Genomic DNA, 13,886 nt, shown 5'->3' with positions numbered 1-13,886 from the left:
GTTCAGGAACGCCGCACATGGCGGATTGTCCGTCGTGTATCGGCGGCCGGACGGCAATATCGGCTGGATCGATCCCGAGCGCACCTCGGCCCCCCAAAGGGCGGATCCTGGCGGCGCAACGGGCTGAGCCTGTACCTTCCGCGCTGGCGGAGGTCTTTCCGTCAGTGAGCGTGCACCGTGCCGGACTCTCATTCCATCGCAGACCTGATCGGACCCAGCGCAGTGGCCGTCGGGTTCGGCGCGAAGACCGCCCGTCAGGTGATGAACCTCATCGCCGACAAGGCGGCCCAGAATTTCGGCCTGGACGCCGCCAGCGTCCTTGCCGCCCTTCTTGAGCGCGAGCAGGCGGGATCCACTGGCCTTGGCAAGGGTGTCGCCACCCCCCATGCCCGGGTCTCGGGACTCACGTTCAGCCGTTTGGTCATTGTTCGGCTCGACCAGCCCATTCCTTTCGACGCCATCGACGGACTGCCGGTCGACCTTTTCTTCGCACTGCTGTCGCCTGCGGACTCCGGCGTCGAGCACCTGCGCGCCCTGGCTAGGATTTCGCGCCTGCTCCGACGCGGGGATCTAAGGGAGCAACTGCGCAGGGCGACGGATACGGACGCGATCCGGTTCCTGCTGGTGCAGAGCGAAGCAGCCGCAGCCTGAGACCAGTCTCAGTGGACGGAGACGGGCGCCAGCTCGTGCGCCACGGCTACGGCCATGGCGGCGTCCCGGTCACCAAGGATGGCCAGTCTTTCTCCATCGGCCCTGTGGACCGCATAGAGAATCTGGTCGGGATCCAGCTCGAAGCCTTCGATTCGCCCTGATGGGGTGCTGGCCAGGATTTCTGCCGCCCGGACGGGACGGACATAGACCATGTTCGGCGCTCCGAGAGCCGCGAACGCTTCTGGGCTCAGGGACAGGGTCGGCGATGTCTTGGGGTCAGGTCTCATGATTCATGCTCCTCGGCCGCCGTCAGCCTGCCGACTGGATGGGGATTCGCCGGATCTCACGCTCGGGCTCCGGTCGACTGAGGTCCACGTGCAGAAGCCCGTGCTCGAGAACGGCCCGGTCCACCTGGACTCCGTCGGCCAGCACAAAGCTTCGGATGAAGCTTCGCGAGGCGATGCCCCTGTGAAGGAAGGCGTCGCCCTTGGCTGCATCCTCCCGCCGACCGGCTATGGTCAATTGCCTGTCTTCGAGGGTGATCTGCAGCGTCTCCGGCGTGAAGCCGGCCACCGCGAGGGTGATCCGGAGAGCGCCGCCCCCGAGATCCTCGACATTGTAGGGGGGATAGCCCTCAGCCGCAGCCTTCGCCGCACGCTCGATCTGACTTCGGGTGTGTTCGAAGCCGAGCAGGAAGGGACTGTCAAAAAGCAGGTTCCGGTTCATGGGAGTCCTCAAGGAAAAGCGACTCTGGGGCGGACCGTCCGATGCTGGCCCGGCCAGCCCCGGCCTTCATGTGGCGCGTCGGGTGCGCCCTTTCAATATGCGCGTTCGGACCGTCTCCCGGGCTTGCGCCGCATCGCCTGACGTCGCACCAAGGCGCCATGACAGGACCGATGCCCTTCGCCCTCCATTATGTGGGGGACGGCTACTCGACCGACGCCAAGCTCATGGGCCGGCAGGCCGTGGGCAAGTCGCTCTTCCGTGCGGTGGCCCGAAGGTGGCCTTCTGGGGATGTCTACGGATTTGGCCGCAGCGTCGCGCGGACGATGATGAACCAGCTGCAGCGAGAAGGCTTTGCGGGTCGCCTTGTGTGGCGGGAGCAGGGCTCGACATCGCCTCCTGAGGGCTTTCCGGGGGTGGTTTATCATCCAGGACCCATCCCCGTCGCCCTCGCGCATGATCGCAACAGGGAGGGCATAGGCGCATATAGCCTCTTCGGTGTGACTCACACCCTTTCCTCCCTGGGCGCCATGGACAGCCTGGGCGACCTCGCGGGTGCGCCGTTCCAGCCCTGGGACGCCCTGATCTGCACCTCCGCCGCGGCTGTCGTACTGGTGCGCAGCCTGATGGCTGAGCGCAGGGACTGGCTTGCCGAGCACTATGGCGCGACGCGCTTTGCCGAGATCGAGCTTCCGGTCATCCCCCTCGGCGTCGACGTGGCTGGCCTCGCCCGGTCCCCCGCGGACATCGCCGCCGCCCGCGAGGCCTTGGCGCTCGATTCCGACGAGGTCGTCTTTCTCTTCGCCGGGCGGCTCTCGTTCCACGCCAAGGCCAACCCGGCGCCCCTTTACCTGGCGCTCGAGCGCGCGTCGGCGGGGCGGCGTCTGGTCTGTATCGAGGCGGGCCAGTTCCACAACGAGGCCATCGCGGAGTCCTACCGTGACGCCCAGAGGACCCTGGCGCCCTCCGTTCGGTTCCTTCACGCTGAAGGGAGCGATCCGAGCGCCTACCGCAACGCCTGGTCCGCCGCCGATGTCTTTGTCTCGATCTCCGACAATATCCAGGAGACCTTCGGCATCACGCCGGTCGAAGCCATGGCGTCGGGGCTCCCGGTCGTGGTGTCCGACTGGAATGGCTATCGCGATACGGTCCGGGACGGGCAAGACGGATACCGAATCCCGGTCGTCACGCCGCCACCGGGCGGCGGCATCGATCTCGCCCTGCGCCACGCCCTGATGCTGGACAGCTACGACCGCTACATCGGCCAGTACAGCATGGCCACGGCGGTGGACCTGCAGGTCCTGGCCCGGAGACTCGCTGAGCTGGCGGACAGTTCCGACCTGAGGGCGCGCATGGGCGCCTCAGGCCGGGTGCGCGCCCTCGCCGAGTACGACTGGTCAGTGATCCTGGGACGCTACCAGGCCCTGGCCGGCGAACTCGACAGGCTCAGAGCCACAGCCCCCGAACGGTCTCATCCCTGGCCCATGCGGCCTGACCCCGCGACCCTGTTCGGTCACTTCCCCACCCGAAACCTGTCCGCCGAGTGGATGGTCAGCGCCCCCGCGGGCCGTGAGTCTGCTCTGGAGGATGTTCTTCGCCTGAGAATGACCTCCTACGTGATCGATCCCGTTCGCCTGCCTCCAGACATGATCCGGGAGATCTACACGCTGGCGCAGGCCCGCCCTGGAAGACTTGGAGATCTGATGGCGGCGGCGGGCGGGGGAGGGCGGTCCCGCGTGCGCGCCCTTCTGTGGCTGGCGAAGCTGGGACTCGTGGATCTCAGGCCGCCCGGCTGATCCAGGTCGCTCTGTTCCGGCGGGGACTCGACGGAGCGACCACAGTCGTCCCGGATGTCTTCCTTCAATTGGAGAGGGCCCGCCGGGATGTCCGGCGGGCCCTCATGGTGGAGCTAAGCGGAGTCGAACCGCTGACCTCTTGAATGCCATTCAAGCGCTCTACCAACTGAGCTATAGCCCCGGGGTCTCGGGCTCCCTTTGGGGCCATTGGCTCCGTCGGGAAGGCGCGGAAACTAGTCCGGCGCAACGCGGTGATCAACCCCGGTTGGGGGGAAAAAACACCACCTCCGCCCGCGGCGGATCCTAGTCGTCAGGTCCGCCCTCGCCGGGCAGGCCGTCCAGGTCGGCATCATCGAAATCATCTTCCTCATCTTCGAGGAAGGGGACGCCGGCATCCTCGTCGTCCAGGTCATCCTCTTCCTGGAAGGCGGCCAGATCATCCTCGGGGGGCGCAATCACTTCGCCATCCTCGTCATCGACGACGAGGACCGGATCGTCCACCGCCTCGTCGAGTTCCGGCGTGACGACGTCGCCCTCTTCCTCCTCCTCGGCCTCGGCGCCGGCGTCGAGGACCTGGTCCTCGGCTTCGTCCTCGATGTCGCGGCCGACCGGGGCGGCGCGCGCGCGAACGCGCCGCGTACGGACAGCTTCGTCCGGATCGAAGTCGTGGCCGCACTTCGGGCAGTGAGCCGGCCGGCGGTTCAGGTCATAGAATTTCGCCTGGCAGTTGGGGCAGATCTGCTTTGCGCCAAGTTCAGGAAGGGCCAATGGGCGGGCCTCTGGTCAGGATGGGTTGGAAGGCGGGCTCCCTTGCCATGCGGCGGCGCCACTGTCAAAAGCAAAGCCCCTTCAGGCGCGCCCGACCGGTTCCGCCTCCCGTCGGAGTTTATCCTCGTCATGTCCTCCCACGGCCAGACGGCCGCCCTGTGCGCCCGCCGCGGCGGGCCCCTGCGGGGCCGGGTCCAGGCCCCTGGCGACAAGTCGATCTCGCACCGCGCCCTGATGTTCGCCGCCCTGGCGCACGGCGTCACAGAGGTGGAGGGCCTTCTGGAGGGTGAGGATGTCCTGCGCTCGGCGGCGGCCATGCGCGCCTTCGGGGCCGAAGTGGAAGCCCTTGGCGGCGGCCGGTGGCGTGTCGTCGGGCGGGGCGGCTTCTGCGAGCCTGCCGACGTCATCGACTGCGGCAACGCCGGCACCGGGGTCCGACTCATTCTGGGCGCGGCGTCCGGCTTTGATCTCGCCGCCACCTTCACCGGCGACGCCTCCCTGCGAGGCCGGCCGATGAACCGGGTGATGAAGCCCCTGGCCGAGATGGGCGCCCGCTTCCTGCACCGTTCCGGCGGCCGGCTGCCGCTGACGGTCCGGGGCGGCGACCTGGGGGCCATCACCTACCGGCTCCCCGAGCCGTCGGCCCAGGTCAAGTCGGCGGTCCTGCTGGCCGGCCTGAACGCCCGGGGCGACACCGTGGTGATCGAGCCCGAGCCGACCCGCGACCACACCGAGCGCATGCTGCGCGGCTTCGGCGCCCGGGTGGAGGTCGAGGACCTGCCCGAGGGCCGGCGGATCACCCTGGCCGGGGGGCAGTCCCTGACCGGGACCCGCGTCCGCGTGCCGGGCGACCCGTCGTCGGCCGCCTTCCCCCTGGTCGCGGCCCTGGTCACCCCCGGCTCGGAGGTGACCGTGGAAGGGGTGCTGCTGAATCCCCTGCGCACCGGCCTCCTGGCCACGCTGCAGGAAATGGGCGCTGACCTCGCGATCACCGGCGTGCGGGACGAGGGCGGCGAGCCTGTTGGGGACGTCACCGCCCGCCACTCGGCGCTGAGGGGCGTCGACGTGCCGCCAGAGCGCGCGCCGTCAATGATCGACGAGTATCCCATCCTGGCGGTGGCGGCGGCCTTCGCCGAGGGCGTCACCCGCATGCGGGGCATCGGCGAGATGCGGGTCAAGGAAAGCGACCGGATCGCCCTGATGGCGGCTGGCCTCGGCGCCTGCGGCCTCGCGGTCGAAGAGGAGCCGGAGGGTCTCATCGTCACGGGCGCAGGCGCAAACCGGCCGCCGGTGGGCGGCGCCTCGGTGGCGACCCGCGGCGACCACCGCATCGCCATGTCGCACCTGGTCCTCGGCCTCGCCGGAGACAGCCCTGTCCGTGTGGACGAGCCCGGCATGATCGCCACGAGCTTCCCCGGATTCGTCGAGCTTATGTGCGGCCTCGGCGCGGACATCGGCCCTGAATGAGCGACGGGCTTGTGATCGCCGTCGACGGCCCCGCCGCTTCGGGCAAGGGAACAGTCGCGGCGCGCCTTGGCGCAGCCTATGGCCTGCCGGTCCTCGATACCGGCCTTCTCTACAGGGCTGCGGGCGTCTCGGCGTCCCGGGCGGGGGTCGATCCGGATGATCCGGCTGCGGCCGCCGCCGCAGCCCGCGCGATCGACCTGATGGCTCTAGATGACCCTGCGTTCCGCACGCGGGAGGCCGGCGAGCTGGCCAGCCGCGTGGCGGTCCACCCGCAGGTCCGCGCCGCCCTCTACGCCGCCCAGGTCGACTTCGCCCGCCGGCCCGGCGGCGCGGTGCTTGACGGACGCGACATCGGGACGGTGATCGCCCCCTGGGCTCCCGCCAAGCTCTTTGTCACTGCGCGGCCCGAGGTGCGCGCGGAGCGGCGTTGGCGCCAACTCACCGCCCAGGGCGAGTCGGTCAGCCTCGACGAAGTCCTCGAGGACATCCGCCGCCGCGACTCCCGCGACGGGGGACGGGTGGACGCCCCCATGGCCCAGGCCCCGGACGCGGTCTTGCTGGACACGTCTGAAATGACTATAGACCACGCCGCCGATGCGGCCCGCCGCATTGTCGAGGCGGCGCGCGCCGGCTGGGCCTGACCCGGAAGGCAAATCCCATCGCGTCTTTTCCTCTCAAGCCGCGGGCATTCACCGGCGCGGGACCCCGCGCCTTCGGTTTCACCCCCAACCCGACTCCGGGAGACCGTCCGCCTGACCGGCGGGGTTCATCCGGGTCACATCGACTGATGAAAGAACACCATGGCTGATGATGCTGGCCTGAATCCCTCCCGCGACGACTTCGCGGCTCTCCTGAACGAGTCCCTTGGCGGACGCGACTTCATGGAAGGCCAAGTGGTCAAGGGCAAGGTCGTGGGCCTCGAGAAGGACTTCGCGATCATTGACGTGGGCCTCAAGACCGAGGGCCGCGTCTCCATCAAGGAATTTGGCGCCGGCGAGGAGGGCAAGGCCCAGCTGGCCGTCGGCGATACGGTCGAGGTCTTCCTCGAGCGCGTCGAGAACGCCCTCGGCGAGGCCGTCATCAGCCGCGAGAAGGCCCGGCGCGAGGAGGCCTGGACCCGGCTTGAAGGGGTTCACGCCCGCAATGAGCCCGTCATGGGCGCCATCGTCGGCCGTGTGAAGGGCGGCTTCACCGTCGACCTCGGCGGCGCCTCGGCCTTCCTCCCGGGGTCGCAGGTCGATATCCGGCCGGTGCGGGACGTCGGACCCCTGATGGGCCGCGAGCAGCCCTTCGCCATCCTCAAGATGGACCGTCCGCGGGGCAATATCGTCGTCTCCCGCCGCGCGATCCTCGAAGAGGCCCGCGCCGAGCAGCGCACCGAGCTCGTCGGCCAGCTGCAGGAAGGCGAGATCCGCGAGGGCGTGGTCAAGAACATCACCGACTATGGCGCCTTCGTGGACCTGGGCGGCATCGACGGCCTGCTGCACGTCACCGACATGAGCTGGAAGCGCGTCAACCATCCCAGCCAGGTGCTGGCGGTGGGCGACACGGTCCGGGTGCAGATCGTCAAGATCAACCCCGACACCCAGCGGATTTCCCTTGGGATGAAGCAGCTCCAGTCCGACCCCTGGGACGGCGTCGAGGCCAAGTACCCGGTGGGCGCTCGCCTGACAGGCCGGATCACCAACATCACCGACTACGGAGCCTTCGTGGAGTTGGAAGCCGGTGTCGAGGGCCTGGTCCACGTCTCGGAAATGTCCTTGACCAAGAAGAACGTCCATCCCGGCAAGATCGTCTCGACCTCCCAGGAAGTCGACGTGGTCGTGCTCGACGTCGACCCGTCCAAGCGCCGCGTGTCCCTTGGCCTCAAGCAGGCCATGGACAATCCCTGGGAAGCCTTCCTGGCGGCCCACCCGGTTGGCTCTACGGTCGAGGGTGAAGTCAAGAACGCCACCGAGTTCGGCCTCTTCCTCGGGCTCGACAATGACATCGACGGCATGGTGCACCTGTCGGACCTCGACTGGAACGTGCCCGGCGAAGAGGCCATCTCCCGCTACCACAAGGGCGAGATGGTCAAGGCGCGGGTCCTGGACGTCGACGTCGAGAAGGAGCGCATCTCCCTGGGCATCAAGCAGCTCGCGGGCGATCCGATGTCTGGCGATGTCTTCCGCAAGGGTCAGACCGTGACCGTCACGGTGACGGAAGTCACCTCCGGCGGTATCGAGGTCCGGTTCGGCGAGGAAGATGCGCCCATGTCGGCCTTCATCCGCAAGTCCGACCTGTCCCGGGATCGCGCGGACCAGCGCCCTGAACGCTTCGCCGTGGGCGACCGCGTCGACGCTCAGATCACCAATGTGGACAAGGCCGCCCGCCGGGTTTCCCTGTCCATCAAGGCCCTTGAGATGGTCGAGGAGAAGGAAGCGATCGAGAAGTTCGGCTCGTCCGACTCCGGCGCCTCCCTTGGCGACATCCTCGGTGCGGCGCTGCGCGAGAAGGCCCAGAAGGACTGACCTCTCCCGGATCCGGGGCCCCGCGCCGTTCGGCGCGGGACGATCCGATTCGGCGGACCGGGCGACCGGTCCGCCGTTTTCGTTTCGTTGTCTCGGTGTCCAAGGGCTTGACGGCAAAGGGATTTGCGCTGAAGTGGGGAACTGCCGGCGCAAGACGCCGAAGGCCAGACGCCGGGGTGTTCAGGGGCATGATCAAGTCCGAACTCATCGCCAGGCTGGCGGAAGAAAACCCCCACCTGACCCAGAAGGACGTCGAGCGCGTTGTCTCGGTCATCCTTGATCGGATGATTCTGGCCCTTGAATCGGGCGGCCGGGTCGAGCTTCGAGGCTTTGGCGCCTTTTCCGTCCGCTCCCGGGGCGCCCGGTCCGGACGCAACCCCCGGACGGGGGAATCCGTCTCCGTTCGCGCCAAGCACGTGCCATTCTTCAAGAGCGGCAAGGAGCTGCGTGTCCGGCTCAACGCTGAAGACTAGGTATCCGCCGCCCTGCCCTGGCGGCGTTCAAGGGGGGAAGCCGTGTCCATTCTGAGCGAGTTCCGCGAGTTCATCGCGCGCGGCAACGTCGTCGACCTGGCGGTCGGCGTCATCATCGGCAGCGCCTTCGGGAAGATCGTCACCGCCCTGGTCGAGGACGTCGTCATGCCGCCCATCGGCCTCCTGACCAGCGGTGTCGACTTCTCGCACATGAACTGGGTGTTGAAGGCGGACAATCCCGCCACGAAGGCCGACGAAGTGGTCGCAATCCAGTACGGCGCCTTCGCCAACACGGTGATCCAGTTCCTGATCGTGGCCTGGGTGGTCTTCCTCCTGGTCAAGGGGGTCAACACCCTTCGTCGCGCCCAGGCCGCCCAGGCTCCGCCGCCGGCCCCCTCCGCGGAGGAAACCCTCCTGACCGAAATCCGCGATCTCCTGAAGTCAGGCCGCTGACCTTCACCCCTTGAAGTCCGGAGGCGCCGGCCCCTAATGGCGGCCATGCGCGTTCCCGCCAAGATCTGCGGACTTTCCACGCCCGAGGCGGTCGAGGCCGCAGTGCGAGGCGGCGCGGGCTGGCTGGGCTTCAACTTCTTTGCGCCCAGTCCGCGGTGCGTGGATCCCGAGGCCGCCGCCCGGCTGGCGACGCCGGCCCGCGCGGCGGGGGTGCGCATCTGCGCCATTACGGTCGACGCCGGGGATGATCTCATAGACCGCATCACCCGGACCCTCGCGCCAGACTTTGTGCAACTGCATGGCAAGGAGCCCCCCGCCCGCGCCCAAGCGCTGGCCGACCGCACGGGCGCGGGGCTGATCCGCGCCCTGCCGGTGGGTGACGCCGCTGACCTTGACGCCGCCCGGGACTGGAGCGGTGTCGTCGACCATCTCCTGCTCGACGCCCGCCCGCCGAAGGGCGCCGCCCTGACCGGCGGCCTGGGCATGGCCTTTGACTGGTCTCTTGTGAAGGACTTCCGTCCCGCGCGTCCCTGGTTCCTCGCCGGTGGCCTGGACCCCTGGAACGTGGCCGAGGCCCTGCAGGTCTCCGGGGCCCCGATGGCCGACGTTTCCTCTGGCGTGGAGCGCGGTCCCGGACTAAAGGACGCAACCCTGATCTCGGCCTTTCTCGACGCCGTCCGCCGAGCCCGTCCACAGGCCTGAAATGAACCAGATCGCCCCGCTCAACGACTACTCCGCCTACCCCGATCCGACCGGTCGCTTCGGCGACTACGGCGGCCGATACGTGCCGGAGACCCTCATGCCCCTGGTGCATGAGCTGGAGGCGGCCTTTCGCGCCGCCATGGCCGACGCGGGCTTCCGCGGCGAGCTCGACGGCTACCTCAAGCACTATGTCGGCCGGCCCAGCCCGCTCTATTTCGCCGAACGCCTGACCCGGAAGTTCGGCGGCGCGAAGGTCTACCTGAAGCGCGAGGAGCTGAACCATACCGGCGCGCACAAGATCAACAACTGCATGGGCCAGATCCTGCTGGCCATGCGGATGGGCAAGACCCGCATCATCGCCGAGACCGGCGCCGGACAGCACGGCGTGGCCACCGCCACCGTCTGCGCCCGCTTCGGCCTGCCCTGCGTGGTCTACATGGGCGCTGTGGACGTCGAGCGGCAGAAGCCGAACGTCTTCCGGATGAACCTGCTGGGGGCCCGGGTCGAGCCCGTCACCTCGGGGTCCTCCACCCTCAAGGACGCCATGAACGAGGCCCTTCGCGACTGGGTCACCAATGTCCATGACACCTACTACCTGATCGGCTCGGCCGCCGGGCCGCACCCCTATCCGGAGATGGTCCGCGAGTTCCAGGCGGTGATCGGCCGCGAGACCCGAGAGCAGATCCTCGAGATCGAGGGTCGGCTACCCGACGCCGTGGTCGCCTGCGTGGGCGGCGGCTCGAACGCCATCGGCATGTTCTACCCCTTCCTCAACGACGAGGACGTCCGCCTGATCGGTGTCGAGGCCTCGGGCGATGGCATGGACACCGACCGCCATGCAGCGGCCATCAACGGCGGCCGGCCTGGGGTGCTCCACGGCAACCGCACCTACCTGATCCAGGACACTGTGGGGCAGATCACCGAGGCCCATTCGATCTCGGCCGGGCTCGACTATCCCGGAATCGGTCCCGAGCACGCCTTCCTGCACGATGTCGGACGGGCGGAGTACATGACCTGCACCGACCGTGAGGCCCTCGACGCCTTCCAGCTCTGCGCCGAGCTGGAGGGGATCATCCCGGCCCTGGAGACCAGCCACGCCCTGGCCCGCCTGCCGGAAATCTGCACCGGGCTGGGCCCTGACGGGATCGTCGTGGTCAACCTTTCGGGCCGTGGCGACAAGGACGTCAACACGGTTGCACAGGCCCTGGGGCGTACGATTTGAGCCGCGCACGGATCGACGCCCGCTTCGCCCGGCTGCGCGCCGAGGGCAGGGCTGGCTTTGTCACCTACGTCATGGCGGGCGACCCGGACCCGGAGACCGCCCTCGCCATCCTCGAAGGCCTGCCGGCCGCCGGCGCGGACCTGATCGAGGTGGGCTTCCCCTTTTCCGATCCTCTGGCCGAGGGCCCGCCGATCCAGCGCGCCGCCCAACGGGCCCTGGCCCGCGGCATGACCTTGCAGAAGAGCCTCGACCTCGTCGCCGCCTTTCGCCGCAAGGACTCCGAAACCCCGGTCATTCTGATGGGCTACGCCAACCCCCTCGAGACCCCTGGCTACGCCGCCTTCGCCCGCGCCGCCGCAGAGGCTGGCGTGGACGGGCTGATCGTCGTGGACATCCCGCCGGAAGAGGCCGACCCTCTGGCCGACGCCCTGGACGCCCACGACATGTCGCTGATCCGGCTCGCCACGCCCACCACGGATGACGCCCGCCTGCCCGTGGTTGTTCGGCGTACTTCAGGCTTTGTGTATTACGTCTCCGTCGCCGGGGTGACCGGCGTGAAGGAGGCCGACGCCGGCGCCGTTGCGCCCAATGTCGAGCGGGTCCGGGCCGCCTCCGGCCTGCCGGTGGCCGTTGGCTTCGGCGTCCGCACCGTGGAGAGGGCCGCTGAGGTCGCCCGCATCGCCGACGCCGTCGTGGTGGGCTCGGCCCTGGTCGACGAGGTCGCCGACGCCCTGGCGGCAAACGAAGACGTGACCGACCGGGTGCTTACAAAAGTCGCCGCTCTGGCTAAGTCTGTCCGCACGGCGAGGACGCCGAGTCGCGGGGCATAGGCGCAGTATGGCGATGGCGGACCATAGGGACGAGAAAACCGGGAAGCCGGTCCAGGCTCCCCGCGAGCGTGGCGGGTGGCTCGCCAAGATCGCTCCCGGCGTCCGGAACCTGGTGGCGAAGCGGGAGACCCCCGATAATCTCTGGGTCAAGTGCCCCGATACCGGCGAGATGCTCTACCGCCCGGACCTCGAGGCCGCTCTCTGGGTCACTCCGTCCGGCAGCCACATGCGGATCGGCGCAGCCCAGCGCCTGCGCTATACCTTCGACGATGGCCGGTTCGAGCGCATTCCTTCGCCTGTCGTCGTGGATGACCCGCTGAAGTTCCCTGACGAGAAGCCCTATGCCGACCGGCTGAAGGCGGCGCGCAAGGCGACGGGCGAACAGGATTCCATGGCGATCGGCTTCGGGACCATCCGCGGCGAGCCTGCGATGGTCATCGTCCAGGACTTCAACTTCATGGGCGGCTCCCTCGGCATGGGCGCAGGAGAGGCCTTCATCAAGGCCGCCGAAGAAGCCGTCCGCCGCAAGGTTCCCCTCGTCATCTTCACCGCCTCCGGCGGCGCCCGCATGCAGGAGGGGACCCTCTCCCTGATGCAGATGGCCCGCACCACCCTGGCCCTCAACGAGGTCAAGGCGGCGGGTCTGCCCTACATCGTGGTGCTGACCGACCCGACCACAGGCGGCGTGTCGGCGTCCTACGCCATGCTGGGCGACATCCACATCGCCGAGCCCAACGCCATGATCGCCTTTTCGGGCCGGCGGGTGATCGAGCAGACCATCCGTGAGGTCCTGCCGCCGGGCTTCCAGAGGGCCGAGTTTCTCATGGAGAGGGGAATGGTCGACCTGGTCGCCGCCCGTTCCGAGCTTCCCGGCGTGCTGGCCTCGGTTCTGAAGACCCTCATGCTGGGTCGCGCCCGGGCCCGCGCGGCCTGACCGCCGCCAGTACAGCGGGACCATGTACGATCCGATCCGGGCCTCTGACGCCGTCATCCAGCGCCTGAGGGCGAATCACCCCTCGCTGATCGATCTCACGACGGGCCGGGTCGAGCGGCTGCTCGAGGCCCTCGGGCGTCCCGACCTGCGCCTGCCGCCGGTGGTTCACGTGGCTGGCACCAACGGCAAAGGCTCGACAACCGCCTTCCTGAGGGCCATGGCCGAGGCGGCCGGCCTCACCGTCCATGTCCTGACCTCGCCCCACCTGGTGCGCTTCGCCGAACGCATCCGCGTCGCCGGAAAGCTGATCTCCGACGCGTCCCTGGAGGACCTCACCGACAGGCTGGAGGCCGTCAATGCGGGCCAGCCCATCAGCTTCTTCGAGATCACAACGGTCCTTGCCTTCACCGCCTTTGCGGAAACCCCCGCCGATCTCTGCCTCATCGAGGTGGGCCTGGGCGGACGTTTCGACGCCACCAATATCTTCCCCTCTCCCGCCGTCTCCGTGATCACTCCGGTGGACTACGACCACCTGGAGATGCTGGGCCCCGAGCTCTCCAAGATCGCATGGGAGAAGGCTGGGATCATCAAGGCGGACACGCCGGTCGTCTGCGCCAGGCAGCGTGACGAGGCCATGGCGGTGATCCTGGCGGAGGCGGAGTCGCTCGGGGCGCCCCTGACCCTGGTCGGCCGGGACGCGGACATCTGGCGCGAGCGGGGTCGGTTGATGGTCCAGACGCCGGATCGCCTGCTCGACCTGCCCCCGCCGGCCCTGCCGGGGCCGCACCAGTTCGAAAACGCCGGCCTCGCGGCCCTGGCCCTCCGGGCTCTGGGCGATCCGCGGATCACTGACGAGGCCCTGGGCGCCGGTGCGGCGGCGGCGACCTGGCCGGGCCGCTTCCAGCGCCTCAAGGAAGGTCCCCTTGGCCGGCTGGCCGTGGCGAGGGGTTCGGACCTCTGGCTCGACGGCGCCCACAACCCGCACGGCGCAGAGGCCCTCGCCCGCACCTGCGCCGAGATGGGCGCCCGGGATGGACGCCCCCTGGTCCTGGTCGTCGGTCAGTTCGCAAGGAAGGATCCCAGAGGCTTCTTCGCCGCCTTCCGGGACCTGCCGCTGAAGGTCGTGGCCACCACCTTCGACTCGCCCACCGCGCTCTCGCCGGAGGCCCTGGCCGAGGCGGCGAGGTTGGAGGGACTGTCGGTGGAGACCGCGCCGGACGTCGGCGCCGCCGTGGTCCTGGCTCTCGGGGCAGAGGGGCCTCCGCCCCGGGTCGTGATCTGCGGCGGCCTTCACTTCGCCGGCGAGGTTCTGGCCCTCAGCCCGGAGACCTGGCCCGCCTAGATTCTGACGCCTCGA

Annotated in this window: 16 protein-coding genes and 1 tRNA gene; 13 read left to right on the top strand and 4 right to left on the bottom strand. The window is 68.8% G+C overall.

From position 1 onward, the window contains the following. Positions 1–127: sigma 54 modulation/S30EA ribosomal C-terminal domain-containing protein (locus INE98_RS13505; protein ID WP_293539557.1), on the top strand; the 127-nt coding region annotated here is incomplete at its 5' end. Positions 128–177: 50 nt separating this feature from the next. Then, a complete protein-coding gene (locus tag INE98_RS13500; protein WP_293539555.1) occupies positions 178–651 on the top strand; it encodes a PTS sugar transporter subunit IIA in 474 nt (157 codons plus the stop codon). Between the two features lie 8 nt (positions 652–659). Here INE98_RS13500 and INE98_RS13495 read toward each other — a convergent pair whose 3' ends face one another. Both INE98_RS13495 and INE98_RS13490 read right to left on the bottom strand, forming a co-directional pair. After that, on the bottom strand, positions 660–938 hold the full coding sequence (locus INE98_RS13495) for a DUF1150 domain-containing protein (RefSeq protein WP_293539553.1): 279 nt from the start codon (positions 936–938) through the stop codon (positions 660–662). Between the two features lie 22 nt (positions 939–960). Continuing rightward, entirely contained in the window at positions 961–1,377 is a 417-nt protein-coding gene (locus tag INE98_RS13490) for an Hsp20 family protein (protein ID WP_293539552.1), read from the bottom strand. A gap of 170 nt (positions 1,378–1,547) precedes the next feature. Here INE98_RS13490 and INE98_RS13485 point away from each other — a divergent pair, with 170 nt between their 5' ends. Then, the gene (locus tag INE98_RS13485) at positions 1,548–3,170 is read left to right on the top strand and encodes a glycosyltransferase family 4 protein (RefSeq protein WP_293539551.1); all 1,623 of its coding nucleotides are present in this window, start codon (positions 1,548–1,550) and stop codon (positions 3,168–3,170) included. Between the two features lie 105 nt (positions 3,171–3,275). Here INE98_RS13485 and INE98_RS13480 read toward each other — a convergent pair. Both INE98_RS13480 and INE98_RS13475 read right to left on the bottom strand, forming a co-directional pair. Beyond that, a tRNA-Ala gene (locus INE98_RS13480) sits at positions 3,276–3,351 on the bottom strand. 122 nt (positions 3,352–3,473) lie between these two features. Beyond that, positions 3,474–3,938 (bottom strand): TIGR02300 family protein, encoded by a 465-nt coding sequence (locus INE98_RS13475; RefSeq protein ID WP_293539549.1) that lies wholly within the window; start codon positions 3,936–3,938, stop codon positions 3,474–3,476. Positions 3,939–4,067: 129 nt separating this feature from the next. Between INE98_RS13475 and aroA the strand changes: the two genes are divergently transcribed. The 10 genes from aroA (at position 4,068) to INE98_RS13425 (ending at position 13,871) form a co-directional block, all read left to right on the top strand. Then, positions 4,068–5,405 (top strand): 3-phosphoshikimate 1-carboxyvinyltransferase, encoded by a 1,338-nt coding sequence (aroA, locus tag INE98_RS13470; RefSeq protein ID WP_293539547.1) that lies wholly within the window; start codon positions 4,068–4,070, stop codon positions 5,403–5,405. Beyond that, a complete protein-coding gene (cmk, locus tag INE98_RS13465; RefSeq protein ID WP_293539545.1) occupies positions 5,402–6,046 on the top strand; it encodes a (d)CMP kinase in 645 nt (214 codons plus the stop codon). The genes aroA and cmk overlap by 4 nt, the downstream gene beginning before the upstream one ends. A 159-nt stretch (positions 6,047–6,205) precedes the next feature. After that, positions 6,206–7,915, top strand: a complete 1,710-nt coding sequence (gene rpsA / locus INE98_RS13460; protein ID WP_293539544.1) for a 30S ribosomal protein S1 — start codon at positions 6,206–6,208, stop codon at positions 7,913–7,915. Positions 7,916–8,103: 188 nt separating this feature from the next. Further along, positions 8,104–8,388: an integration host factor subunit beta gene (locus tag INE98_RS13455; protein ID WP_293539542.1), complete on the top strand. Its 285-nt coding sequence runs from the start codon at positions 8,104–8,106 to the stop codon at positions 8,386–8,388. A gap of 42 nt (positions 8,389–8,430) precedes the next feature. Then, on the top strand, positions 8,431–8,841 hold the full coding sequence (gene mscL / locus INE98_RS13450) for a large-conductance mechanosensitive channel protein MscL (protein WP_293539540.1): 411 nt from the start codon (positions 8,431–8,433) through the stop codon (positions 8,839–8,841). Between the two features lie 45 nt (positions 8,842–8,886). Next, positions 8,887–9,543 (top strand): phosphoribosylanthranilate isomerase, encoded by a 657-nt coding sequence (locus tag INE98_RS13445; protein ID WP_293539538.1) that lies wholly within the window; start codon positions 8,887–8,889, stop codon positions 9,541–9,543. Position 9,544: 1 nt separating this feature from the next. Beyond that, complete coding sequence (trpB, locus tag INE98_RS13440; protein ID WP_293539537.1) at positions 9,545–10,765, top strand: tryptophan synthase subunit beta; 1,221 nt, start codon at positions 9,545–9,547, stop codon at positions 10,763–10,765. After that, positions 10,762–11,595 carry a tryptophan synthase subunit alpha gene (trpA, locus tag INE98_RS13435; RefSeq protein ID WP_293539535.1) on the top strand — a complete coding sequence of 278 codons (834 nt, stop codon included), beginning with the start codon at positions 10,762–10,764 and terminating at the stop codon, positions 11,593–11,595. The genes trpB and trpA overlap by 4 nt, the downstream gene beginning before the upstream one ends. 7 nt (positions 11,596–11,602) lie before the next feature. Further along, positions 11,603–12,529: an acetyl-CoA carboxylase, carboxyltransferase subunit beta gene (gene accD / locus INE98_RS13430; protein WP_293539533.1), complete on the top strand. Its 927-nt coding sequence runs from the start codon at positions 11,603–11,605 to the stop codon at positions 12,527–12,529. A 22-nt stretch (positions 12,530–12,551) separates the two neighbouring features. Continuing rightward, entirely contained in the window at positions 12,552–13,871 is a 1,320-nt protein-coding gene (locus tag INE98_RS13425) for a folylpolyglutamate synthase/dihydrofolate synthase family protein (protein ID WP_293539531.1), read from the top strand. Positions 13,872–13,886: the final 15 nt, after the last annotated feature.

Origin of the sequence: Phenylobacterium sp. (genome assembly GCF_020253645.1) — a bacterium.
GTDB lineage: Bacteria > Pseudomonadota > Alphaproteobacteria > Caulobacterales > Caulobacteraceae > Phenylobacterium.
This window is presented reverse-complemented; position numbering and strand designations above follow the sequence as displayed.